Source organism: endosymbiont of Lamellibrachia barhami, from assembly GCF_011947365.2.
Taxonomy (GTDB): Bacteria; Pseudomonadota; Gammaproteobacteria; order Chromatiales; family Chromatiaceae; genus QGON01.
Genome location: NZ_JAAVSH020000001.1, coordinates 890867 through 914473 on the forward strand (window position 1 = coordinate 890867; position 23607 = coordinate 914473).

19 protein-coding genes and 1 tRNA gene are annotated in these 23607 nt (G+C 51.8%); 9 read left to right on the plus strand and 11 right to left on the minus strand.

What is annotated here, in order from left to right:
- The first annotated feature begins 236 nt into the window (after positions 1-236).
- Positions 237-1133, plus strand: coding sequence for a crotonase/enoyl-CoA hydratase family protein (locus G9Q73_RS03980; RefSeq protein ID WP_177421236.1), 897 nt, complete (start codon positions 237-239; stop codon positions 1131-1133).
- Here G9Q73_RS03980 and G9Q73_RS03985 read toward each other — a convergent pair.
- Positions 1118-3679: an ATP-binding protein gene (locus G9Q73_RS03985; protein WP_177418656.1), complete on the minus strand. Its 2562-nt coding sequence runs from the start codon at positions 3677-3679 to the stop codon at positions 1118-1120. The genes G9Q73_RS03980 and G9Q73_RS03985 overlap by 16 nt on opposite strands.
- A gap of 358 nt (positions 3680-4037) precedes the next feature.
- Here G9Q73_RS03985 and G9Q73_RS03990 point away from each other — a divergent pair, with 358 nt between their 5' ends.
- A complete protein-coding gene (locus G9Q73_RS03990) occupies positions 4038-4280 on the plus strand; it encodes an acyl carrier protein (protein WP_177418657.1) in 243 nt (80 codons plus the stop codon).
- 5 nt (positions 4281-4285) lie between these two features.
- Positions 4286-5494 carry a beta-ketoacyl-[acyl-carrier-protein] synthase family protein gene (locus G9Q73_RS03995; protein ID WP_177418658.1) on the plus strand — a complete coding sequence of 403 codons (1209 nt, stop codon included), beginning with the start codon at positions 4286-4288 and terminating at the stop codon, positions 5492-5494.
- Between the two features lie 19 nt (positions 5495-5513).
- Here G9Q73_RS03995 and G9Q73_RS04000 read toward each other — a convergent pair whose 3' ends face one another.
- The 4 genes from G9Q73_RS04000 to G9Q73_RS04015 form a co-directional block, all read right to left on the minus strand.
- Entirely contained in the window at positions 5514-6563 is a 1050-nt protein-coding gene (locus tag G9Q73_RS04000) for an SAM-dependent methyltransferase (RefSeq protein ID WP_246344988.1), read from the minus strand.
- An 18-nt stretch (positions 6564-6581) separates the two neighbouring features.
- Positions 6582-8540 (minus strand): response regulator, encoded by a 1959-nt coding sequence (locus tag G9Q73_RS04005; protein WP_177418659.1) that lies wholly within the window; start codon positions 8538-8540, stop codon positions 6582-6584.
- Positions 8541-8771: 231 nt separating this feature from the next.
- Positions 8772-9845: an HD domain-containing phosphohydrolase gene (locus G9Q73_RS04010; RefSeq protein WP_177418660.1), complete on the minus strand. Its 1074-nt coding sequence runs from the start codon at positions 9843-9845 to the stop codon at positions 8772-8774.
- Positions 9846-10134: 289 nt separating this feature from the next.
- Complete coding sequence (locus tag G9Q73_RS04015; RefSeq protein ID WP_177418661.1) at positions 10135-10941, minus strand: response regulator; 807 nt, start codon at positions 10939-10941, stop codon at positions 10135-10137.
- Between the two features lie 196 nt (positions 10942-11137).
- Here G9Q73_RS04015 and G9Q73_RS04020 point away from each other — a divergent pair, with 196 nt between their 5' ends.
- Both G9Q73_RS04020 and metA read left to right on the plus strand, forming a co-directional pair.
- Positions 11138-11992, plus strand: a complete 855-nt coding sequence (locus G9Q73_RS04020; RefSeq protein WP_177418662.1) for an ATPase — start codon at positions 11138-11140, stop codon at positions 11990-11992.
- A gap of 10 nt (positions 11993-12002) precedes the next feature.
- Complete coding sequence (gene metA, locus G9Q73_RS04025; protein WP_177418663.1) at positions 12003-13073, plus strand: homoserine O-succinyltransferase MetA; 1071 nt, start codon at positions 12003-12005, stop codon at positions 13071-13073.
- A 54-nt stretch (positions 13074-13127) separates the two neighbouring features.
- Here metA and G9Q73_RS04030 read toward each other — a convergent pair.
- Positions 13128-13204 (minus strand) — tRNA-Asp (locus G9Q73_RS04030).
- A gap of 182 nt (positions 13205-13386) precedes the next feature.
- On the opposite strand from G9Q73_RS04030, the gene G9Q73_RS04035 reads away from it, so the two are divergent.
- A complete protein-coding gene (locus G9Q73_RS04035) occupies positions 13387-13905 on the plus strand; it encodes a hypothetical protein (protein WP_177418664.1) in 519 nt (172 codons plus the stop codon).
- Positions 13906-13934: 29 nt separating this feature from the next.
- Here the strand turns inward: G9Q73_RS04035 and G9Q73_RS04040 are convergent, their stop codons facing one another.
- Positions 13935-15503: an inorganic phosphate transporter gene (locus tag G9Q73_RS04040; RefSeq protein WP_177418665.1), complete on the minus strand. Its 1569-nt coding sequence runs from the start codon at positions 15501-15503 to the stop codon at positions 13935-13937.
- A gap of 35 nt (positions 15504-15538) precedes the next feature.
- Positions 15539-16186, minus strand: coding sequence for a DUF2959 domain-containing protein (locus tag G9Q73_RS04045; RefSeq protein WP_246344990.1), 648 nt, complete (start codon positions 16184-16186; stop codon positions 15539-15541).
- A gap of 211 nt (positions 16187-16397) precedes the next feature.
- On the opposite strand from G9Q73_RS04045, the gene G9Q73_RS04050 reads away from it, so the two are divergent.
- Together G9Q73_RS04050 and dgt are read left to right on the plus strand one after the other, a co-directional pair.
- Positions 16398-16799, plus strand: a complete 402-nt coding sequence (locus G9Q73_RS04050; RefSeq protein ID WP_177418666.1) for a hypothetical protein — start codon at positions 16398-16400, stop codon at positions 16797-16799.
- A gap of 174 nt (positions 16800-16973) precedes the next feature.
- A complete protein-coding gene (gene dgt, locus G9Q73_RS04055; protein WP_177418667.1) occupies positions 16974-18332 on the plus strand; it encodes a dGTP triphosphohydrolase in 1359 nt (452 codons plus the stop codon).
- Between the two features lie 12 nt (positions 18333-18344).
- Here dgt and G9Q73_RS04060 read toward each other — a convergent pair whose 3' ends face one another.
- Both G9Q73_RS04060 and G9Q73_RS04065 read right to left on the minus strand, forming a co-directional pair.
- Complete coding sequence (locus G9Q73_RS04060; RefSeq protein ID WP_177418668.1) at positions 18345-21446, minus strand: EAL domain-containing protein; 3102 nt, start codon at positions 21444-21446, stop codon at positions 18345-18347.
- Positions 21447-21688: 242 nt separating this feature from the next.
- The gene (locus G9Q73_RS04065; protein WP_177418669.1) at positions 21689-22057 is read right to left on the minus strand and encodes an RT0821/Lpp0805 family surface protein; all 369 of its coding nucleotides are present in this window, start codon (positions 22055-22057) and stop codon (positions 21689-21691) included.
- A 136-nt stretch (positions 22058-22193) separates the two neighbouring features.
- Between G9Q73_RS04065 and tcdA the strand changes: the two genes are divergently transcribed.
- Positions 22194-22970, plus strand: a complete 777-nt coding sequence (gene tcdA / locus G9Q73_RS04070) for a tRNA cyclic N6-threonylcarbamoyladenosine(37) synthase TcdA (protein WP_246344992.1) — start codon at positions 22194-22196, stop codon at positions 22968-22970.
- A 34-nt stretch (positions 22971-23004) separates the two neighbouring features.
- Here tcdA and G9Q73_RS04075 read toward each other — a convergent pair whose 3' ends face one another.
- Positions 23005-23598, minus strand: a complete 594-nt coding sequence (locus G9Q73_RS04075; RefSeq protein WP_177418670.1) for a class I SAM-dependent methyltransferase — start codon at positions 23596-23598, stop codon at positions 23005-23007.
- Positions 23599-23607: the final 9 nt, after the last annotated feature.

Below are 23607 nucleotides of genomic sequence, written 5' to 3' on the forward strand. Positions count from 1 at the left end.
TTAACATCAAATAGTGATATCCAGGATGGATAATTCACTTTCCATTATTATTAATCTGCACCTTATTCCCACAAGATGATAGGGTTTCTAGGGTCAGTAAACATGAAAGCAGTGCTGGGCAGTAGTGTTGATGTTATGTGATCTGTGATTTTTCAGCATTCCGAGAGGGATTTCAATTTGGGCGGCGACTTGGAACAATTACTCTACACCATAATATTATTAGGGGATGAACGATGATGAATAAACTGCAATCTCAACTCCGTCTTAACAACTCATATGATCATGTTGAAGTTAAATATGAACCTGAGTACAGCGCGGTTTGGGCGAAGTTACAATATCCAGGACGCCCCTGCATGAGTAAGGGATTACTGGATGATGTTGCCAAGGTACAGCAGCTGATTCGTGAATATGCCAGCTACGGACATAATACCGGTGACGAAAATCGTTTACGGTATCAGGTATTGAGTTCGGCGACCCCGGGAGTTTTCAATCTGGGGGGTGACTTGGCTTATTTTATCGACCTGATTGAGCACCAAGACCGTGAATCCCTGATGGCATATGCAAAATCCTGTATCGATATTCTCTATCCTTCATCGATCGGTTATGGCCTGCCATTTACGACAATTTCCCTGGTGCAGGGAGAGGCGCTGGGAGGTGGCTTTGAGGCTGCGCTTTCCACCAACGTATTGATTGCCGAGGAGAGCGCAACTTTTGGTTTTCCGGAGACAGTTTTCGGTCTCTTTCCGGGGATGGGCGCCTTCAGTTTTCTCGCCAGGCGCATGGCGCCTGCAATGGCAAAACGTGTGATTGCTTCCGGCAAAGTCTACACGGCGCGGGAACTGTATGAGCTGGGGCTTGTTGATGTGGTTGCTCCAGATGGCAAGGGTGAGGAGGCGGTCAACAACTATATAAAGTACCAGCAGAATCGTTCAGCCGGATTTGTCTGTCTAGATAAGATCATGGACCAGTTTAATCCGGTTACCTATGAAGAGTTGATGAAAATCACCACGATGTGGGTCGACGCAGCGATGGGGCTGAGTAAGAAAAACCTGCGACTCATGGACTATCTGTTACGTGCCCAAGAACGGCGTTGGGGAGTAAAAGAAGATTTGATGTGTCAGGCTGTGGGCTGAGAACGTTTATCTCCAGTTACCGAGCGTGTTAACAGTTCCTGTTGCAGGATTGATTCTGCGCGGCTGAATGCCTCTTCAATGGACGTCAGCGTATGCGCTCCCCTGTTGTTGAGCGCCAAGTCGTCCACTTGATTGGCATCAGTTGAAGCACTGGTGAGTTCCTGCAGACCAAGATAGGCAGCGGTTCCCTTCATGGCGTGGGCCGAGTCTTTGAAATCGGCGGGGTTGTTGGCAGAGAGTGCTGTGCTCATTGCACTGATCAGCTGCCGACCGTCGCGCAGAAAATTGTCTACCAAGCGTTCGAGGAAGTCGTTGTCCTGACCCAGGTTGATGACCTCATCAAGCACCCTGCGATCTATGACGGCAGGAACGGCATCCGCAGATTGGGACTGTGCTATCGAACTCAATTTAATGGAAGCTGTTTTTTCTGACCCTGTATGAGTGGCTTGAGCAATGGTGTCCAGGAGTTTCGCTGAAGAAACGGGTTTTGTCAGGAAAAATTGAATACCGGCATCTTCACACTCCTGCCTGGCTTCCAGTGTGGCGTTGGCGGTTAACATGACAAATGGGACGTTTGCATCCACTCCATTGGCGAACCTGTACATCTTGAAAGCATCGAGTCCACCGAGAACCGGCATCTGCATATCGACAATGGCAAGATCGAATGGTGCGCTCTCCAAGGCATCGAGTACCTCCTGACCGTTTTCGACAAGTTTGAATTGGTGTCCTGCAAGCTCGAGCATTCTTCCCACCACCATTCGATTTGTCGAGTTGTCCTCGCCGACAAGAATGCGCTGCTTTTTTGAGTTGCCCAAGCTGTTTGCAGCTTTCGCCTTCAAGTCTACGATATGCCCTTGTTCAGCCCGGTTAGCATGGGCGGCATGTAGTGCGTTGAAGAGCATGGATTTGTCAACGGGAGAGGGGATGGTTGATATAAGTCTGGTAACCTCGCCCATTGGGAGCGTTGGCACGCCATCGGGCAGTACAATCAAAATGTCGAAACTGTCCAGTGCAAGTTCGTCACGGAAGGATTCAAGCAGTTCCTGCATCTGCTCATCCACAGGGACTTGATCGATAATTAAAAGTTGATAGGGTGCCTGCTGATGGTTTTCTCCAAGTATGAGCCGAAACATCTCCCGTGAACTCTGGACATCCTGAAAAGAGACTCCCCACTCTCGAAGGTAATTTCCGGTTATGGTCTTTACGCCGGTCTTTTCACAGAGTCGGATTACCCGGCAGTTTTCCAATTGCGTGTCTATGCCGGCTTTGGCAGGGGTTGAACTGGATTTGAATTCGATATCGAGCCAGAATGTCGTGCCGACGTCAGGTGTGCTTTCCAACCCAATCCGTCCGCCCATCAACTCGACCAGTTGCTTGGCGATGGCGGTTCCGAGGCCACTACCACCAAAACGTCGGGTGGTGCTTTCATCAGCTTGGTTGAACTTATCGAAGATGGTCGCCTGCTTCTCTTGCGGAATACCAATTCCACTGTCTATGACCTCGAAATGGATCAAAGCCTGTTCTTCAATGAGATGAGTTAATTGGCAGCGTATCTCTACGGTTCCCGTAGGTGTGAATTTGATTGCATTGCCGATCAGATTGATCAAAATCTGGCGCAGATGTAAAGGGTCGCCTATGAGTAGGTGAGGAATTTCAAGGCTGATATTGTTGATCAAACGTATATTTCTCTGTTGCGCCTGCGGAGATAGCATGCGCACGGTGTGAGTAATCAGCTCATGCAGATCAAATTGTGTCTGTTCGAGGATGAGTTTTCCTGCTTCAATCTTGGAAAAGTCAAGTATGTCCTCAATGAGCATGAAAAGTATTTGGCCTGAATTGGCGATGGCATCGGCATACTCACGCTCTTCTGCGGGAAGATCGGAGCACTTCAGTAGCTCACTGATACCAATGATTCCGTTTAGAGGGGTTCTGATTTCATGGCTCATGCGGGCGAGAAAATCACTTTTTGCCCTGTTGGCGTCCTCAGCGCGTTTACGTTCTTTATGAATGCGTCTGATGAGTACTGCGGCATATCCCGGCAATACCAGAAAAGACACAAGCAGGCCCAACCCCAGGCTTATATGGGAGTGCCAGAATTCATTGGTGGCAATGACGATACTGAAACCAACGACGGAAAGGACTGTGGAAAAATGGAGATACCTCTCTCCGTAGCGAAACCCGTTGCCGAACGTCACCCATAGATAAAGCCAGACCCAAGGTGCAAGGAGGTCGCCGGTAAAACTTGATACGATGCTGAAACCAGCAATATCCGACACGATGCTGATGATGCGGCGTGGATGGGATATTCCCCTCCAAATCAACGTGGTAATGAAAATTCCAATGGAAAAAAAGAGAAAACTGGATATCAGGATCGTGGTCAGTGTTCGGGGGTGCTGCAGGGGCAGATTGGTCGGCCCTGAAAATATCAGATAGACAAGCACGGCGGATGACAGGAGGATGCGGACAAGCGCCTGCTCCTGCTCAGAGTTTTCTCTGCTTACAAATATGCGTTTTAGAAATTGATAAATGCCTTTAATAGACTGCATAACTTGTATAATATCGTTGTGCGGGATTTGGTCGGATAGAGTTGGTCAATAGGCCGATAGCCTGGAGTTTGGGGTATCGTTCCTATATTGGAGTGTCTGATTGATGGTATGCGTGTTTCCTCCTTTTGGGGTTGAATGATCGTGTAAAAGCATATTCCAAGCCTATGCCAGAGAATGCGAAGAAACACTGATATTATAACGAACAACAATATTTATTCTGCATTTCGATGTGAAATAATTAATTCATATTTGCTTTGTATCTCTTCGCGGCGATTGTTTCAGGACACGACATTGAGGCATTTTTCGATCATGGCCTCTAATTCGCCTATGGTTGGTATTAGTAAAGGTAATCAGAAAGATGAGTCTGGATATTGAAACAGTCGTAATATCGGCGATCGCCACACAAAAGCAGCTGGATACAGCCAGCATCAAGCGTGAATCACGTCTTCAGGATTTAGGTGTCTCATCACTGGACGCAATCACGATTGTCTATGAGGTCGAGGAGGCCTTCGACGTCGAGATACCTAATGCTGAACTTGAAAAACTGGAAACGGTTGGCGACATCGTGGACGGCATTGGCAGCCTGCTTGCGGATAAGTAAGTCCTGTGGGCGAACGTATTGTTATTACCGGGTTGGGATCTGTTTCCGCGCTTGGTGTGGGCGTTGAGCCGTTTCGCTCGGCATTGCTTGCGGGAACTGCCGGCATTCGTAATCTCGAAAAAATAGACTGCAGTGGTTTGCGGGTGGTCATTGGTGCTCAAGTACCTCATTTCAAGGCGGTCGATTTTCTCGACGAGGCGCTATTGCCCTATCTCGATCGTTTTTCACAGTTTGCCTTGATTGCAACAAAAGAAGCCTTGACTGATTCTGGGTTAACGGCCGGGCAATATGAGAATGCTGCTGCGATTATCGGTACTGGTTGCGGCGGAAAGGAGACGGATGAGACCACTTATTCCCAGCTCTATCGTGATGGGCGATCACGTGTACATCCACTGACGATACCAAAAGGAATGCCGAGTGCGGCAGCAAGCCAAGTCAGTCTGCAAATGAAGATCAAAGGGCCGGTGTTTTCCGTAACGAGCGCCTGTTCCTCGTCCGGACATGCCATTGCTCAGGCAGCGTTGATGATACGGCATGGTTTGGTTGACGTTGCAATCGCGGGTGGCACCGATGCGCCATTCACCTGTGGACTGTTAAAGTCCTGGGATATGCTGCGGGTGCTGTCAAAGGATACATGCAGGCCATTTTCCAAGGACAGATCCGGCATGGTGCTCGGGGAAGGGGCAGGTATCCTTGTTCTTGAATCAGAACGTCACGCCAAGGCAAGGGGTGCAGACATCTATGCTGAATTAGCGGGTTTCGGCATGTCATCGGATGCGGGGCATATTACTGATCCTTCAGTGGATGGCGCGGCAAGAACCATCGGGTTGTGCCTGCAGGATGCGCAATTGAGTCCGGCGGATGTGCAATACATCAATGCCCACGGCACCGCGACACAGGCAAATGATGTTACTGAAACGGCTGCAATCAGAAAGGTCTTCAAGGAAAACGCCGCTTCTTTGGCAGTGAGTTCAACGAAATCGATGCATGGACATGCGTTGGGTGCTGCGGGTGGGCTTGAACTGGTGGCGACGGTATTGTCTGTGAAGGAAGGGTTCATACCGCCAACAGTGAATTTTACTGAAGCGGGTGATGGATGTGATCTGGATTATGTGCCCAATGAAGTGAGGTTTGGGTCCATTGATGTAGCACTCAGTAACTCTTTCGCTTTTGGTGGGTTGAACGCGGTGCTTGCCGTGCGTGCCTTTCAGTAACAAAGGATGCAGGCGCATCTCAGGTCTTCTTGAAGAGAAACTGGCCATTGCCGAATACTTCACCCTCCATCGGGGCAAAGCAGGCTTTGCAGAGGGAGAAGTAGTCGTTCCAGTACTGGATATCGTCCGTTGAAAGCTCATCTTGGCTGACGTTATCCATGTTACTCCAGAAACGTTCGTGCCACTGATTCAGCGTGCGCCAGTAGTTCATCCCATTGACAAACCAGCCCTGTTCCAGGGAGAAACCACTTTCTTGTTTGGCAATCAGGTCGTAAGGCCAGATTCTCCCCCCTGGAAAATAGTCTCCAACCAGTGTTTTTTCGGGGGTGAGAAAACGGGGGATAGGGATGCGGGAAACAATCAGATGGTGGAACGCGTAGCCGCCAGGTTTGGTTAAAATTGCTGTTTTTTTAAATAATTCCGCGAGGTTTCTCGCATGTTCAAGAACACCAATGGAAAAAACCTTGTCAAATTTTCCAATCCCAAGCGTCTCTTTGGTGAGATCTGCGAAATCACCCGTGATGAGTTTGAAGCGTTTTGATGAGAGGGGATGTGCCGGATTGTTTCTTGCTCTGTTGATGTAACTGCTCTGTGTTGCGCTGGCTGTGATCGAAGTAATCTGAAGTTGCGGATAGTTTTCTATTAGATAGCGCTCGAAAGAGCCGAAGCCACAGCCGATGTTCAGAATCTGTTCATCACCCTGGAGTCTTGCTCGTTTGCAGATGGTTTTGAATTTATTTCTCTGCGCCTCTTCCAGTGATATTTCTATCGTCGCGGCTGTAGCACCGTTTTCGCTGTAGAACGCCATGGAATAGGCCAGGTATTCGCTATCCAGAAAACTGCGAAAAAAAGCCTCTGGCGCGTCGTAATGCTGTGCCATCAGATGACTTGTAGTTTCCCACATGGGGCCGTGAGAGGCGATTTGGATTAATTTATCGGAGAGTTTTTCCGGATGCTCCAACTGTTCCTGATACTCACGGGTAAAGAAACGGTTGAGTCTTTTTTCTGTCAGTTTCAGCGCGTCCGAGCCAAATGGCTGAACCTTTGGGTCAATCTGTCGTTTTGGCATTAATCAGCGGCCGAAAGATTAGCTGAGATAGGAGCTGGTTTCATCGTCCTTGGAGAGAAACTGCATGAGTGCGTCACTGGTGCGGGTGAAGGTGGCGCGCATCTCCTGCAGGATGTTGGCTCCATGAGCATCGAATTCGGAAGAATGTATACGTGATGCGCTGAGGCTGTATTCATAGAGGGCGAATGCCCCTAAGTGTCCTGCGCTGTCCACGAACAGATGAGCGAGGTCTTTAAAGAGTTCACTGTCGTTATCGGCAAGGGCCTGATCCATCTGTTGCAGGGTTCTTTCGCTATCGAGAGTGAAGGTTGTAATCAGATTGGAGATGAACTGCGGATCGTTCCCGAGTATTTCGAGATTTTTCAGAACGCTGACATCCAGTGTGTCGGCGTTATGGAAACGGGTGGTGACACCGCCTTCAAGTATTGCAGTTGCACTTTCTCTGTTTTTTTCCTGATCGGACGAGATAACCGCAGTGACTGTTTTAACCAACTCGTTTTGTTGAATGGGTTTGAAGATGCAGGCATCGGCTTCTGCGCTTTCGCACTCCCTGATTGTTGCGGGGGAGTTCTCGTCTGTTATCACTACAAACGGCATCCATCTGCGCATGGAGTGGGTGAAATGGTGGAGTTTGATGACCTGAATGCCGCTCATGACCGGCATGGAGAGATTGACAATCGCCAGGTCGAAATGGTGGCTCTCGAGCGCATCCAGCGCCTGTTCTCCATTTTCGACTGCGTAGACCCGATGGCCCTCCTGTTTCAACGCGCGTTCGATGCTGCTCCGGTCGACAGGATTATTTTCGGCAACCAGGATCTCTTGCGGTGGGAGAGAGGAGGCTTTGAGGTTAAGACGGCTGATCAGGCTGACAACGCTCTTTTCACTATCCTGAATCTCTGGGTTGGCACGCAGGGCTGCGAACAGAATGGATTTGTTGAGTGGTGTCTCAAGGATCTGTGAATAGCCGGCCTGGAGAAGTTGTTGGCGATATTGCTCAGGCTGTTTTGGGCCAAGGAAAAACAGGGAAGTATTGGCCAGCGCTGGCTCTTCGGAAATGGCCGCAGCGATCTGTAGCGGATCCAATTCCAACTGACGCTGATCCACCAACAGGATATCAAAGGGTTGAACGCCCTGGGTGTCGGCGTTCACCATCAATCGGTTGAAGGCCTGCATGCTGTTCTGACTCGTCTCGAACGCATGATTCCAGTCATTGAGATAGGTACTGAGGCGCTCCGCATTGGTCAGATTCCTGGAAAGCAGTAGTACCTTGCGATTTTCGCTGTGTGCACTTGACTCGGCTTCTGGTGTGGATTCTGCGTAAAGGGATGCAAGATCTGCAGTGTTCTGGGCACTCTCCATGCCTATATCTTGCGGAGTCTCCGGAAGTACTTCTTTCGTGGTGATCTCTGCAGAATCCAATGGATCCCAACTATCGCTTCCCACAGACTTAATGATGGATGCAAGGTAGAGAGAGATGCCGGTTATTCCAGCTAAGGCGCCTATTCCCTGTATTAAATGCTGAGACCAGAAGCTGCTCGTAATCAGTACGGCACCGAGGCCGAGAATAGTGGCCGAGAGGGTGGAGTAGAGATAGGAGGCGCCAAACCGAAATCCATTGCTGCTGATGAGCAGTGGATAGAGAAATAGCAGAAACAGACCATTTTTGCCGCTGAAAAAAGTGAGGCAGGAGAGAAAGGCAACATCGGCAATGATGCCGGCAATCCGCCGGGAAGACGAGGGGTGTGGGTCGTTAATAATAAAGAGCAACATGGAGGCGGCAAAAACAACGTAACCAGTCGCAAGGATCAACGGTGGAGATAGTTCGGAGCCGGTGTGGTTGAGGTAGGTCTGAATAACCAGCCAGGAAAAAAGCGGTAGGGCGACCAGCAGGCGAATGCCTGAATGCTCGATTTCAAAATCGGGGAACTGATTGAAACAGAAAGGACGTTTGCTGTGGAATGTGGGCTGATTTCGCATATTGCTTTCCTTGGCATTAAGGAGCTGCTGAACGAAGTATGGACGGCAGTCTTGTGGCCCAAAAAACGGTCGGGAGCCGTTTCTCTTGCCACCCTCGAAGGGGTGAGGTGCATGGAATCGTTGAAGAAAATCCCCTCTGCGGCGTTGAAAATTTTGGCAATTGGCCGCCTATTGCCCGCATTTTCCGCCTCGCATAGTAAAATTCTATTTCACAATTCTGCACACACAGATTCATTCAGAGGCTCCTGAGCCTGTGGCCTGTTTCGGAGCATCGTCGAGTGATTTGTGAATCTCGATGATTCTCCCAAAGCGTGCGAGAAATGCTCCCAGACAGTCTGGGTCGAAATGGCGGCCTTTCTCCTGCTTCAGATAGGCCAATGCTTCGTTTATGCTCCATGCCTGCTTATAAGGTCTTTCCGAAATCAAGGCATCGAAAACATCGGCAACAGCTACGATGCGCGCCTCTATTGGGATTCTATCTCCTTTTTTTCCGTGTGGATAGCCGCTGCCATCAAAGTGCTCATGGTGATGGAGGGCGATAATCGCGCCCATCTGCAGATATTTGGAAGGGCTCTCACGTAAGATGTCATGTCCTGCCTGTGAGTGGCCCTGCATAATTTGCCACTCATCGGCTGCCAGGGCGCCTGTCTTCCGCAGGATCGCGTCCGGGATGGCGATTTTTCCGATATCGTGCATGGGGGCGGCGTGCCTGATCAGATGGCACTCACCTTTGGACATGCCGATCTCTTCGGCAATGATCTCGCTGTATTGAGACATTCTCAGTACATGATTCCCGGTTTCCTGATCGCGGAACTCCCCTGCTTTCGCCAAGCGCAGGAGAGTCTCCTGCTCGCGCAGATGCAACTCCTCGGTGGTATCCCTGATCTCACGTTCCAGCCAGGAGGCACGGTCCTTGATAATCTGCTGTTGACGACGAATCGTCAGCAGATTGTGGCACCTGGCCCTGCATTCGGTATGGTCAATCGGTTTTGTCAGGAAATCGGTTGCGCCTGACTCGAGTGCGCGGTATCGCACCGACTTATCCTCGACACAAGTGATGATCACAACGGGGATATCGCTGCAGGAGGGGATTTTTCTCAGCCATTGGATAAACTCCACGCCATCCATCTGCGGCATTTTGAAATCGGTAATGACAAGATCGAACTGGTTGTGTTTGGCCCACTCCAGCGCAGAGACCGGGTTGGCAAAGGATTGCGTGGTGACGTCCGGTTCGATTGAACGGGTGAGCTCCTCCAGTATCATCCGGCTGATGGATTGATCATCGATGATGAGAACTTGGAGCATCGCTTAGTCTAACCTCATTGCCAACTCATTGAAAAGTAGTGTAAACCCAACTTTACCTGATGAGCAGTTTCAGGCAATACCCTAGCAGAATTAAAATCACAAATCAGGTGTTGCCCATGCGACCATTTCATGATCAAACAACAATACTGTGGATTTCTGTAAATGGAAGCCTGGGGTCAGGATAAACCCCACTCGAAACAAAAAATAGCATTTGCTTGCAGGAACAGGTGGATGACCTCATATTTCTATTATTTTACAATGCCTTAGATTAAGTTTTTTGTCGTAATGCTCAATTAATATCGTCTGCCAGCGTTTTTTCCAGATAACGCTTGAGAATGATGGGTTCGAAAGGTTTATCGCAGATGGCGGAAACGCCTGATTGCTGCACGGCAGCAAGACGGCTTTGGTTAGACTCGCTCGTGATCATCAATATGGGCATGGTCGGCTGTAAGCTGTTGTTTCGGATATAGTCGATAAACTCCTGCCCATTCATCTCCGGCATATTGTAGTCGGTGATGACGAGGTCAAAATAGTGGTCATTGACCAGTTGTGCCCCCTCGGAGCCATTTTTCGCCTCGGTGATCTGCTCCATGCCCATGGCTTCCAGCAGTCTGCGAATATGGTTTCGCGCCATCTGGCTGTCATCCACCACTAAAATTCTTAATGATTCGGTATCGATATTGTCGAGATGGATTTCGGGTGTTTCGATATAGTCTACAGTGGATTTCAAGGCAATCTTCAGGTCATCTTCCGAAAAGGGTTTGGGAAGAATGGCGATTGCGCCTGCTTGGCGAATCGGATCCAGAAAGCGGAACCGGGTTTCGCTTGAGATCAGGATATAGGCTGTATCCACGAGTAGCGGTTCGTTACGCATCGTAATGACCAGGTCGGTCCCGGTCATATCGGGCAGGTAGAGTGTGCTGATAACCAGGTCTGGCGGGGTGCGGCGCATGGCCTCCAGTGCTGCTTCACCGGATTCCAAGATTTCAATCTTGGAGATGCCCAAGTCAGAGAGATAGCCATCGATGATATGCCTCTGAGTCAACGAAGGCTCGACCAGAATGACGCTGAGGTCACTTAACTCCAATTGGTTCATGTGAAATCCTGTTGCAGTCAAATTTGTAGTAAACGGCCAGATGATCGAGGTTGAAACGGAGTAATCGGTTTTTTCAGGCGATAATATAAGGCACAGTGAAGCGTTCTCAGCTTGGCACCCTTCGTCTACCCTCGTAGAATCGATCGACTAGCTGGGTATCGGCATCAAGCCGGATTTCTTTAGGAGTGTTGTTGCAGTGAAACTGAGTGTAGGTGACTTCCGTACATGGGAGCACAAGTGCGTGACGCTGATGGGGATGTCAGGCGTTGGAAAGACGCGTCTGTCCAATATCCTGCGTGACAGTGACTGGTTTCACTATTCGGGAGATTACCGGATTGGCACCCATTATCTGGATGAGCCGATTCTCGATCATATCAAGGAGCAGGCGATGCAGGTGCCTGTGTTGCGGGATCTGCTTCGTTCCGACTCTATCTATATTCGCAATAATATCACTGTCGATCATCTCAAGCCGGTTTCGATCTTTCTGGGTATGCTGGGTAATCCTGAGCTTGGCGGTATGCCGTTGGGTGAATTCAAACGGCGTCAGAATCTGCATCGCGAGGCGGAGATTGCGGCCATGAGGGATGTGCCCGGATTTATCCGCAAGGCACAACGGATTTATGGGTATCGCCATTTCATCAACGATGTAGGGGGCAGTCTGTGTGAGTTGGACGAACCGGGCATCATCGAACTGCTCTCCGAGCATACGCTGATACTCTACATTCAGGCTTCGGAGCGTGATGAGACCGCGCTGATCGAGCGGGCTGTGCATGATCCCAAGCCACTCTACTATCGGGAGAACTTTCTTGATGAGCAGCTCGATCTCTACTTGCAGGAACAGGATCTGCCCTATGTGGCGATGATCGAACCCATTAAATTCGTGCGCTGGGTCTTTCCCAAACTGTTTCGTAGCCGCATTCCCCGGTATGAGGCAATTGCACAGGATTATGGCTACACAGTAACCACTGACGAGCTTGCTCAGGTCCAGAATGTCGATGATTTTTTGGCCATGCTTGAAGGTGTGATTGAACGTAATTCACCAAGTGTTTGAGGAGTCCTTCATGCCATTGGTCGCACACTCATCACTGCCTACCTTCCAGCGCCTGCAGCAGGAGGGACAGACGGTTTTACTTCCCGAACGAGCGGCGAAACAGTACATCCGGGAACTACACATCGGTCTGCTCAATATGATGCCGGATGCGGCGCTTGGCGCCACTGAACGGCAGTTTTTTCGTCTCGTTGGAGAGGCGAATCAGATTGCGCAGTTCTACATTCACCCCTTTACGTTGGAAGGATTGCCCCGGGATGAAAAGGCTCGCGAACATATCGGCCAGTACTATGAATCTTTCGAGCAGCTAAAGGAAGAGGGGTTGGATGCCCTGATTATTACCGGAGCCAACGTCACCCATCCCAACCTCTCTCAGGAACCGTTCTGGAAACCGTTGATCGAGGTGGTCGACTGGGCTCATGAGAATGTCACATCCATGCTCTGTTCATGCCTGGCAACCCATGCGGTGATGGAGTTTCGTCATGGCCAGAAACGGCGGCATATGGGAGACAAGCTTTGGGGCGTGTATGGCCACAGGGTGGTCGACCGGACTCATCCGCTGGTCAACGATGTCAACACCCTTTTCGATGTTCCTCACTCCCGCTTCAATGAGATAACCCGTGATCAGTTTGAATCGGCGGGCTTAAAAGTGCTTGTGGAGAGCGATGAAGGTGGGGTGCATCTCGCTGTCAGTGAGGATGGCTTTCGCGTGGTCTATTTTCAGGGTCATCCCGAGTATGACACCATCAGCCTCTTCAAAGAGTACAAGCGCGAAGTGAAGCACTTTATTGCTGGTGAAAGGGTGGATTTCCCGCCCTTTCCTGACAACTATCTACACGCCAGGGACAAGGCGATTCTCTGCGAATATCATGATCGTCTGTTGACTGCACTCGATGATGGAGGCGAACCACCCGAGTTTCCGGAAGCGTTGATCAGCGATTCCATCCACAATACCTGGCACGATACGGCTGAGGCAGTCTTGGGCAACTGGATCGGCAAGGTTTACCAGATCACTCATCAGGAGCGGAAATACCCGTTCATGGAAGGTATCGATCCTAATGACCCACTGGGCCTGGCGGAGTGATTTTGGGAATGGGGCTTTGCCGGATTTCAGTTGGCTTGGCCCGGACAGGGAAAATGGCGGAGCGGACGGGACTCGAACCCGCGACCACCGGCGTGACAGGCCGGTATTCTAACCAACTGAACTACCGCTCCTAAAGAAGAAGCGCGGTAGTTTAAGGGTTTTTTGGGGCAGGTCAATAGGCTTTTTGCGGAAAGCGGCAAACGTGTCTGTCGAACAGCCGCAGGTTGCGTAATATCAACGACGATACTCGTGTCATCATGCAGAATTCATCTTGTTTCCTGTCTGGAATAATCCGGTTGATCTGAGAGGGTTTATGCTGTTCGAGATCGATGAGTCTGATCGTAAGCGGGCCAAAAACCCCCATGATATTTTCATGCTGAATCTGGCTGGGATACATCTGCTGGCTGCTCCCGCTTCATTTGTCTTCATGGGCAAACCGGGATTGCTGATACCGCTCTCGGTCTCACTGCTGATTATCGTGTTTTTCTGGATTCGTGCGAGCAGGGCAGAGAAGCAGGATCCCTGGTTCGTGGCTGCACATTGGCGGCTGGCGGCAAGCCGCACCAAAATTTTATTGGTCGGATATGTGATTACCGGCACCATCATCGGCTTGACCACAATGGCAACTTCCGGGGACAGTAAGGGTGCGATCATGGCGGACGCTTTCTTTCGTGTCGCAATCGTACCTGCCCTGCTCACAGTGATGGTCTGCTTTGTGCTGGAGTCCAGTGGTATATTCATGGCTGCCAAGGCTGAACTGCCCAACGGATTGGTGAAAAAATTTCCGCCGCCGGATGACGTGGTGGTCAAAGCAGACCCGACAGGCCTCTGAGACTATTACGTCTACCGCAGAGAGGCTCCTTAGGGAAGCATAAAGCCCTTGATAGCGTAGAAGAGTGTTGCTGCGAGCAAGCCGGATACCGGCACGGTAATCAACCAGGCGGCGACGATCTTCAACAGGGCTGATCGCTTTACAAGTTGCTGACGATAGATCTTGCGCAGGCCTTTACGCTCTTTCTTGGTGAGGTCGGCTTCGGCGGAGTGTGCCTTGAGCTGTGTCAGCATCTCTCCCTTCCGGGAGATCGAGGCACGGCGGAACTCCTCAAGAAATGCCTCAACGACCACTTGGTCCTGTCCATCGTGATGGCTCATGATCTCTTCCACTGTACGGGCATAGGTGGCCTTCAGAAACTCTCGCAGAAAGCCGACGCCGAATACTGCACCAACGGCAATATGGGTGGAACTCACCGGCAGGCCAAACTGGGTGGCGATGATGACCGTGATGGCAGCCGCCATGGCGATGCAGAAGGCCCGCATCTGGTCCAGCTCTGTGATTTCGGAACCCACTGTCTTGATCAGCTTAGGGCCATAGAGCGCCAGTCCCAAGGCGATACCGAAAGCGCCCACCATCATCACCCAGAGAGGAACTGCAGCCTTTTGGACAATTCCGGATCCGGAAATTGCCTCGTTGATAGCCGCGAGTGGTCCAACAGCATTAGCAACGTCATTGGCGCCGTGGGCGAAGCTGAGCAGGGCGGCAGCGAAGATCAGTGGGGCTGTGAATAGACTGTTGACGCCGATTTTGCTGTTAGGCAGGCGGTCTGCGGTTTTTTCGATGACAGGACGGACAAGAAGATAGATCGCAGTCGCAAAGAAAAGACCCGTCATCGCGGCCGTCTGGAAATCAACCTTCCAGACTTTCTTCAGCCCTTTGAGTATGAGATAGGTTGAGAAGGCCATTACCATAAGTGCGACCAGCAGTGGCACCATTCTTTTGGCGGCACGGGTCATGTCGCTCTGGTAGGTTATCGTGCGTTTGATGAGGTAGAGGAAACCGGCGGCAATCAGGCCACCCAGAACCGGGGAGATGACCCAACTGGCGGAGATGGTTGCCACCTTGTTCCAGTTGGCGATATCGATCCCGCCGGCGGCAATGCCCGCACCCAGTACGCCGCCGACGATGGAGTGGGTGGTGGAGACAGGTGCACCCATTGCAGTGGCGATGTTGAGCCAGACTGCTCCGGCCAGCAGGGCCGCCATCATAATCCAGATGAAAGTGTCCTTGTCGGCAATCAGGGAGGGGTCGATAATGCCCTTCTTGATAGTGTCCACCACGTCGCCGCCGGCGATCAATGCACCAGCGCCCTCAAAGACTACGGCGAGTATGATAGCGCCGGTCAGTGTCAGCGCCTTTGAACCCACCGCCGGCCCGACATTGTTGGCAACGTCGTTGGCTCCGATGTTCATCGCCATATAGCCGCCGATCATCGCTGCCACGATCAACATGGTGGTGTCGGCGGTATTACCAAAGCGGAAATCGGTAAAGAGCATCACGCATGCGATGAATATGATGCCGATGCCGAGACGGAAGAGTTCGGGACGGCCGAAACGGGTGGCGTCTTCAATCTGCTTTATGTTTGAGAGTTCCATATTGGCCGAACTCCGTTGTTGATGAAGAGAGGGTGTTAAGGCTGCTGAAGTGACTCGATGAAACTGTTCGAGCGCGCTATGGATTGGTTCATCCGCTTGATAAGCCTCCCGATATCGGACTTCAGATTGCTGAACTCGCCACGCAGGGCGCCGATGGTTTGTGCATTCAGGTTGTGTTTGAGAAAGAGTACGTTGTCACGAAAGCTGTCGAGGATTGGCTGCATGGTTCGTTCGGCCTGGTGCATCGAGTTGAGCATCTGGCCGTAGCGCTTTTTGGTGGTCTGCAGTTTTTTGGTGCTGGCGGCTTTGAGGTTTTTACTCTGATAGAGATCCAACTCCTCCTGCCACTCATCGAAGAGGGCATCTGCCACCGATTCCACCTTATCGATGCGACTGGAGACGTCCTCAGCGGCGGACTGGCTCTCTTCGAATTCGTCGTTCAGTTTTTCATAGGCCGATTTCAGGTCTGTCTCTTCAACCTCGATGACAGAGGCGAACTGTTCCAGGGCTGATTTGAACTGCTCCTGGGCCTCAGTCTGGGCGTCACGGGCTGACTCCACCCGATCTACGAGAATGTCACGTTTGTGGACGCCCACTTTTTCCATAGTGTCGTAGTAGATGGTGGTGCAGCCAGCGCTCAGCAATAGGGATAACAGCAGAAAAGTCGTGCGAACGGAGTTCATGAGACAGTCACTCGTGGTTGGACAAATTCTGCGGCATTGTGCCATATTCCAGTTCTTCTGACACAGCCGGTGCGATGCCGGATGGAATCCGATTTGATGGCGACTTGTGCCGTGTTCCAGTATATTTCATCATCACCTTGAATTTTCCTGACCCCCCATAGGGACGTGCCTGATGAGAAGAATGCGATCATTTCGACCAGCAATGCTTGCCATGTCTGTTGTTCTTGCTTTGACGCTGGCCGGTTGCGCATCTGGACCAAAACGTCCGGTCTTCTATCCCAATGATCATATGAAAACTGTGGGAAAGAGTCAGTCGCAACAGGATACCGAGGCCTGCATGGCTTTGGCCCAAGATTCCGGCGTGAGTGAGAACCGGGATGGCGAGGTTGGAAAGAAGGCTGCCAAAGGCGCTGTTGTCGGCGGTATCGCTTCCGGAGTGTGGGGGCTGTTTCGTGGCGATGCGGGAGAGCGGGCAGTCGCGGGTGCGGCGGCGGGTGCGGCAACGGGAGCTGTCGGCGGAGCCTTTCAGTCTGCGGAACTCAACCCCACCTTCAAGCGGTTTGTGCAGCGCTGCCTGAGTGAACGCGGTTACGAAATCATCGGTTGGGAATAGGGGCTAGTGGGCCATGCGAAAAATAAGTTCACAGCTTTCATCCCTTCGCGGCGCCTGCCGTCGTTGCAAGACGCTGGCTGTAGAATGGCTACAGCGGCGGTCTTGCGCCTTGGCAGACACCGCGAATGAATAAAATCTGTTTCCTTACTCTCCGTATGGCCCACTAGTATGGCGATGAACTGGCCGCAACTGCTCTCCCGCAAACGCCTCGGATCAAGCGATGAACCCTCCGAGACGACTGCCCGCACCGACTACCAGCGGGATCTCGACCGGATTGTCTTCTCCTCCGCATTCCGGCGTATGCAGGACAAAACGCAGATCTTTCCACTGTCGAAGATCGACTATGTCAGGACCCGCCTGACCCATAGTCTGGAATCTTCCAGTGTGGGCCGTTCTCTGGGGACGTTGGTTGGAGAGCAGATCATAACCCGGCATGGTTTGGCCTCCGCCGAGGCTTCCGATTTTGGCGATATATGCGCTGCGGCCTGTCTGGCCCATGATATCGGCAATCCGCCTTTCGGCCACTCAGGCGAGGATGCGATCCGTCTGTGGGCCGAGACGGGGGATTACGGCAAAGGGCGGGTTGGGGTACTGCATGGCAGTCAGCGGGAGGATTTCCTCAATTTTGAAGGTAATGCCCAGGGGTTTCGTGTGCTTTCACGTTTGCAGAACCGTGACAATGCCGGTGGCCTGCAGTTGACGAGCGCCACCTTGGCGGCATTCAGTAAATATCCCCGTGAATCCTGTATTGGCAAAGGGCGCTTTGATGGGGTCAGTGCCAAAAAACCGGGTTTTACCGCCGCGGACCGGGAACTGTTTGAAACCGTGGTGGAGAATACGGGGCTGATAAGGCGGGATCCGATATTGGCGATCTGGCACCGCCATCCGCTGGCTTTTTTGGTGGAAGCGGCGGACGACATCTGCTATCGGGTGATCGATATTGAAGACGGTTACCGTCTGGGGCACCTTACCTTCGACGAGGCACTGGGGCTTTTCCTACATGTGCTTTCTGAACCTGAACGGCAGGAGAAACGGCTGCGCGGCATCAGCGGGAACAAGGAGAAGATCGAGTTTCTGCGCGCCAAGGTGATCAATCAGGCGATCGGTCAGTCGATGTCCTGTTTTCTGGATTATGAGGATGACATCCTGGCCGGCAGATTCGACCAGCCTCTCCTGAGTGTTATACCCAAGCGGGAGGAGATGAACCAGTTGATCGAGGTGGCGGTGGAGAAGATTTACAACGCGCCGGAGGTGATAGAGATCGAGGTGGCGGGTTTTCAGGTGATCAGCGAACTGCTGGAGCGCTTTGTTCAGGTTGTGGATGATGTCGCCGAACATGGTCTGCAGGCGAGTCCCCGCAGCCAGATGATGATTCTTCTGGTGCCGGATCAGTTTATCGGTCCCGCTAGAAAACCGGCGGAAGATGCTTATACCCGACTGCTGCGTTTGACCGATTTCGTCGGCGGCATGACCGATTCATATGCAGTTTCACTCTATAAAAAGGTGACGGGTATCTCTCTGCCGGGCGGCTGACGATTTTGTCGTTCAGTTTTCGTCGAGTGTGGTCAGTGGCTGAGGTTTTGCAATGCCAAACCCCTGAGCGTAGTCGACACCGATGCTGGTCAGGATCTTCCGGATGGTATCGTTCTCCACATATTCCCCGATTGTTTCGAGTCCCATCAGGTGACCGATCTCGCTGATGGACTCCACCATCGCCCGGTCTATCGGGTCATCCGCAATATCCTTGACGAAGCTGCCGTCGATCTTGAGATAGTCCACCGGCATGTTTTTCAGATAGGCGAATGAGGACATGCCTGTGCCGAAATCGTCCAGCGCAAAACGGCAACCGATGTGTTTCAGATGGGTGATAAAATGAATGGCCTGGTCCAAGCGGCTGACGGCGGCCGTTTCGGTCACCTCAAAGCAGATGGTGTTGGCATCCAGGTTGTAGTGGTTGAGTTTGTCCGTGATGTATCCGGGGAGGCTGTCGTCTCCCAGCGACTGCCCGGAGAGGTTTATGGCGCAGAGATCGATATCTGCCATCCGGGTCGGATTATCTGCCAGCCATTGGAAGGTTGCATCGATTACCCAGCGATCCAGAGTCGGCATCAGGTTGTATCTTTCTGCGGCGGGAATAAACGCACCAGGAGGTACCAGCCGACCATCTTCATCTATCATTCGCAGCAGAATCTCAAAATGCAGTCCGGCCTCTTCATCGTCGTCGAGAGGAACAATGGGTTGTTGGTAGAGGCAGAGCCGCTTCTCCTCGATTGCGCGCTGAATTCTGGAGACCCACTGCATCTCTCCCTGTCTGCGAATGGTTTCATCATCATGGATTCTATGCACATGAACCCGGTTTCTCCCCAAGTCTTTGGCGACATAACAGGCGGCATCTGCGGCGCTCAGAGCGCTTTCCGGACCCTCGCTTTCATGATCGATGCTGACGATACCGATGCTTACGCCGATCGTGAATGTCTTGTCCTGCCATGAGAAACGAAAATCCTTTATATTTTCACAAATTTTGTTGGCCAGTCGAATAGCCTGATCCAGAGGGCAGTCCTCAAGCAGCAGACCAAACTCATCGCCGCCAAGCCGTGACAGAATATCACTGTGCCTGATGGTTTGTTGCAGCAGGCGTGAGACCATCTGTAGCAGTGCGTCACCGGCGACATGTCCGCAGGTATCATTAACCACCTTGAACTGGTCGAGATCCATGTAACAGAGCGCATAGTCGACGTCACCACTTTGCGCTTTGTTGCAGGCCAGGCTGAGATGTTTTTCAAACGAGTAACGGTTCAGCAGGTTGGTGAGGGTATCGTGGGTTGCCAGAAAATTCATCTGCTGGGCGATTGCATGGCTTTCGGTGACATCGCGAAAGACGGTTACGGCGCCTTTGATCTCACCCTCTTCATTGATCGGATAGGCCGAATACTCGACAGGGAAGGAGGTGTCGTTCTTGCGCCAGAAAACCTCGTTGTTGATCTGGCAGGATACGCCGGTGCGGAATGCTTCATGGATTGAGCACTCCTCGATGGGGAGAGTCGTGCCGTCTGCATAAGTGTGGTGTGTCAGTGCGTGAATATCACCTCCCAGCAACTCTTCTCGTGAGAATCCAAGCATTTTGAGCGCGGACTGGTTGACGAAGGTGACGTTTCCCTTGGTGTCAATGCCATATATCCCTTCGCCTGTCGACTCCAGCAACAGACGCATCTGGCTATTGATTTTTTCGAGTTCAGCAGAGGATTCGGAAAGTTTTTTATGGGCCTGTTTGTGCTCCTTAGCCTGTTTATAGTTACCAATGGCAAAGGAGATGTCGGAGGTCATCTCGTGCAGGAGGTCAACAATATCGGCATTGAAGAATTCGCTCTCCCCGGAATAGACACAGAAGGCGCCTATTACTTCCTTATCCATCGTGATGGGAAAGATGGCGGCTGAATGGACATGCGCTTTCCGGGCCAGATCCTGCCATGGCGCGGTTATGGTACTTTCATGCAGATTGTTGATAACCACATGCCGCTGCTCATTGATCGAAATGGAGAGAGGTCCGTTTCCCCTGGTGTGGTTGGGATCCAGGGAAAACTCGGTTTGTGCGAGGCATGAAATATCATCGCCGGCGCTTGCGATGGGTTCCACCGAACTGGTATGGACGTCAACCAGGCCAATCCAGGCGAATTTCAGGCCACCAAGCTCTACCGCAATACGGCAGACTTTTTCGAATAGCTGTTCAGGCGAGTGGAGCCGTATGATGGTTTTGTTGGTCTGTGAAAGTGCGGCATACATGGATTTTTGGGCGGTCAGGTCACGTTCCCGCAGACCGATCTTTTCAGCCATCTCGTTGAATGCCGCAGCAACATGGGAGATCTCATCCTCTCCGGGCATGGATGCGGATACTGTGTAGTTTCCCTGTGCCAATCGCTGAGCGGCGTTTTTCAGCTTGCCGATGCGTTTGATGATGGTCTGCCTGAGCAGCCAGGAGAGGATCAGGAATGTGAGGATGAATCCGATGGAGTGGCTGATGATATTCTGGCGTGTTTGGGCGGCCACACGCTCTTCGATAATCTTTCCAGGCAGTTTGATGCTCATTACGCCCCGCAGATCACCGAGTTCGTAATCGTAAGCCAGCTCGTAACGCTCCCTGATGCTGGGTGGTGCATTCTCGCGTTTACCGTGGCATTTCAAACAGTGGGGCTTGATCCAGATCGGTTGGGAGAAATGGTAGAAGGGTTCACCGTTGGGTCCGGCAAAGGGAACCATTCGCTCTGTTTCCTCCCGGTTGTCCTGAAAGTGGCGGATAGCCTCCATCTCGACATCATCCGCCCTGTTAGTGGGGTTTCTCGGGCGGTCAGAGACATTGTTGAAGGTCAGGCCGGAGTCCACCCACTTTTTGAACTCAGTGGAAATCCGGCTGATGGAGTGGGCCGGGAGAAATTCCAGGGTTTTTTCATCGATGGGGATATTGTGGGTAAGAAAATGCCGTTGATAGACATTTCGCAAAGACATCAGCATGCCGCGAATGGTCCGGGCGTGGTCACGGATATTTTCGACTACTTGGGACTCAACCTGCCGGTGACCCATATACTCCACGGTCACAAAATGGCCCAAAAAGACGATTGCAGTAACAGCCAGGACTTTGGTTTGTAACTGCATTACTAGGTTGTTTCCTTCAGGCTTTCTATAATGATGTGGCATCTCTCGATGCAAAACAGAGGGGCTGTTCCCATTAGTTCAATTGACTGGATTCCATGCCCTGCCTCTGTTGGTCAAATTTCGATCAGCTATCAGTTAGATAGCTATCAAAACTATTTTCGACCAAGTTGCGAAAAACTTTAATTCCGATAATAGCCAGGCAAATAATATGGGAGATTCCTTGTCAGCCTCATCTCAATAACTTAACGCGAGATTTTCCATGTGCCGTCGGTCTGTCGGCAGAAGGTGAATCTTGAAGTGCCGCTGCGTTTTCCTGCCTGGTTGGCGATTTCTGCTTCGCGGCAGGTTGTGCCACCTTTTTCGATGGTTGACAGAGCCTTCAAGCTGCCTTGGTTGCCTGATTCCGGGTTTTCCCATGTTGCACTGTCACCATCCTTTCCACTGTTCAACAGCTGTCGGGCCGTCTCTTTCATCATGTCCCAGTCCTTGTCGGTAAAGTAGCGGACGGGGGAATATTGAAGCCAACGCAGCTCCAGTGCCTGGGCAGGCTGACTGATGCCGCCAAAAAGTACGCAGAGTGCTATGGTGGGGCGGAGAAATCGGCATTGCATCTGTGTCTCCAGTGCTGTGATTTTAGTGAGTTAAACAGTGCGTGTAAGCAGCAGTGATGTCAATCAGGGCTCGAACCCGATTCAACATTTATGAGAAAATGGCCAGGAATAGGTTGTTCGAATCCTGGAGGTTCGTTTGGATCATTCGCGCCGTTTCGGTGGTATCCGCAGGCTCTATGGTCAGTCGGCCCTGGAAAATTACTCTGCGGCTCATGTCTGCGTGATCGGTATCGGCGGCGTTGGCTCCTGGGCAGTGGAGGCGCTTGCCCGCAGTGGTATTGGCGCCATTACACTGGTTGATCTCGACCATATTGCGGAATCCAATATCAACCGCCAGCTCCATGCGCTGGATGCCACGCTGGGGATGGCTAAGGTTGAAGCCATGGCGGAGCGGGTCTCTGAGATCAACCCTGACTGCAGGGTTTCTATCATCGAGTCCTTCATTGAGACGGATAATCTCGGACTGATAACGGACGGTGGCTTCGATTATGTCATCGACTGTATCGACAGCTTTCGGGTCAAAGCGGCGCTGATTGTTGCTTGCCGCCGCCAGCGGGTGAGAGTGATTGCAATCGGGGGTGCAGGTGGACAGACCGATCCCACCCGTATCTGCCTTGCCGACCTGAGCCGCACCAGACAGGATCCGCTGCTCGCCAAGACCCGCAAACTGTTGCGGCGGGAATACGGCTATCCGGCTGCCGATTCAAAACGCCGTTTCCATGTGCCAAGTGTCTACTCCACTGAAAGCCTGATCTATCCCGATGAGACAGGAGGTGTCTGCAACACTAAGTCGGGTAGGGGAGGGGGTTCGCTCAACTGTGGTGGTTATGGTTCGGCCATGACGGTGACCGCCACTTTCGGATTGGTGGCGGTGTCCCATGTTCTTAAAGTGCTGGCGGCGAAGAAGTCGTAGGCCGGATCAAGCGCAGCGGATCCGGCAAACGGGGTTAACCTTCCTTTCGGGCAAAGGCCACTGTGTAGGACTTGCCTTGCTTGAGTTTCTTATAGTTACCAAAAACCTCGTTCAGATTGCGCTTCATGAACTGGCGCAGACCGTTGATGGTGACCAGATAGAGGTGACCGCCGGGATTCATTCGTGCCAGGGCGTCATGAAGATAGAGGCTGTGCATCTCCTTGCCCACCTTCGCCGGGATGTTCGATGCGATAACGTCAAAACGCAGATTGGGGTCAACCTGATCGAAGCCGTTGCTGAGTTTGGCTCTGGCATTGTTCAGGCCGTTTCTTTCGGCATTGCCGTTGCTGTAATCCACGGCGATAAAATCCTTGTCCACCATCAGAGTCTGACCCTGGGGGGCGAGGCGGGCCATCAGCAGACCGATGGGGCCATAACCGCAACCGAGGTCGAAACAGTTATCCGTCGTCTCGATCTCCAGTCGATCCACCAGCAAGCGGGTGCCTTCGTCGATATCGCGCGGGGAGAAGAGTCCCCAGGTAGTGTGAAAGACAAAGTGCTGATCCCGCAGACGGGTATCGAAGACGATGTCCCGGCGGTATTTTTCCAGTGTTTCTCGATCCAGCATGGCGGCGGA

Bases quoted from the DNA above. Each gene is read 5' to 3' on its own strand.
- G9Q73_RS04035 (WP_177418664.1), top strand. From the start codon at position 13,387: ATGCTGTTCGAGATCGATGAGTCTGATCGTAAGCGGGCCAAAAACCCC.
- G9Q73_RS03980 (WP_177421236.1), top strand. From the start codon at position 237: ATGAATAAACTGCAATCTCAACTCCGTCTTAACAACTCATATGATCAT.
- G9Q73_RS04040 (WP_177418665.1), bottom strand. From the start codon at position 15,503: ATGGAACTCTCAAACATAAAGCAGATTGAAGACGCCACCCGTTTCGGC.
- G9Q73_RS04075 (WP_177418670.1), bottom strand. From the start codon at position 23,598: ATGCTGGATCGAGAAACACTGGAAAAATACCGCCGGGACATCGTCTTC.
- G9Q73_RS04015 (WP_177418661.1), bottom strand. From the start codon at position 10,941: ATGAACCAATTGGAGTTAAGTGACCTCAGCGTCATTCTGGTCGAGCCT.
- metA (WP_177418663.1), top strand. From the start codon at position 12,003: ATGCCATTGGTCGCACACTCATCACTGCCTACCTTCCAGCGCCTGCAG.
- G9Q73_RS04060 (WP_177418668.1), bottom strand. From the start codon at position 21,446: ATGCAGTTACAAACCAAAGTCCTGGCTGTTACTGCAATCGTCTTTTTG.
- G9Q73_RS04050 (WP_177418666.1), top strand. From the start codon at position 16,398: ATGTCTGTTGTTCTTGCTTTGACGCTGGCCGGTTGCGCATCTGGACCA.
- G9Q73_RS03990 (WP_177418657.1), top strand. From the start codon at position 4,038: ATGAGTCTGGATATTGAAACAGTCGTAATATCGGCGATCGCCACACAA.
- G9Q73_RS04065 (WP_177418669.1), bottom strand. From the start codon at position 22,057: ATGCAATGCCGATTTCTCCGCCCCACCATAGCACTCTGCGTACTTTTT.
- G9Q73_RS04010 (WP_177418660.1), bottom strand. From the start codon at position 9,845: ATGCTCCAAGTTCTCATCATCGATGATCAATCCATCAGCCGGATGATA.
- G9Q73_RS04045 (WP_246344990.1), bottom strand. From the start codon at position 16,186: ATGAACTCCGTTCGCACGACTTTTCTGCTGTTATCCCTATTGCTGAGC.
- dgt (WP_177418667.1), top strand. From the start codon at position 16,974: ATGAACTGGCCGCAACTGCTCTCCCGCAAACGCCTCGGATCAAGCGAT.
- G9Q73_RS03985 (WP_177418656.1), bottom strand. From the start codon at position 3,679: ATGCAGTCTATTAAAGGCATTTATCAATTTCTAAAACGCATATTTGTA.
- G9Q73_RS04005 (WP_177418659.1), bottom strand. From the start codon at position 8,540: ATGCGAAATCAGCCCACATTCCACAGCAAACGTCCTTTCTGTTTCAAT.
- G9Q73_RS04000 (WP_246344988.1), bottom strand. From the start codon at position 6,563: ATGCCAAAACGACAGATTGACCCAAAGGTTCAGCCATTTGGCTCGGAC.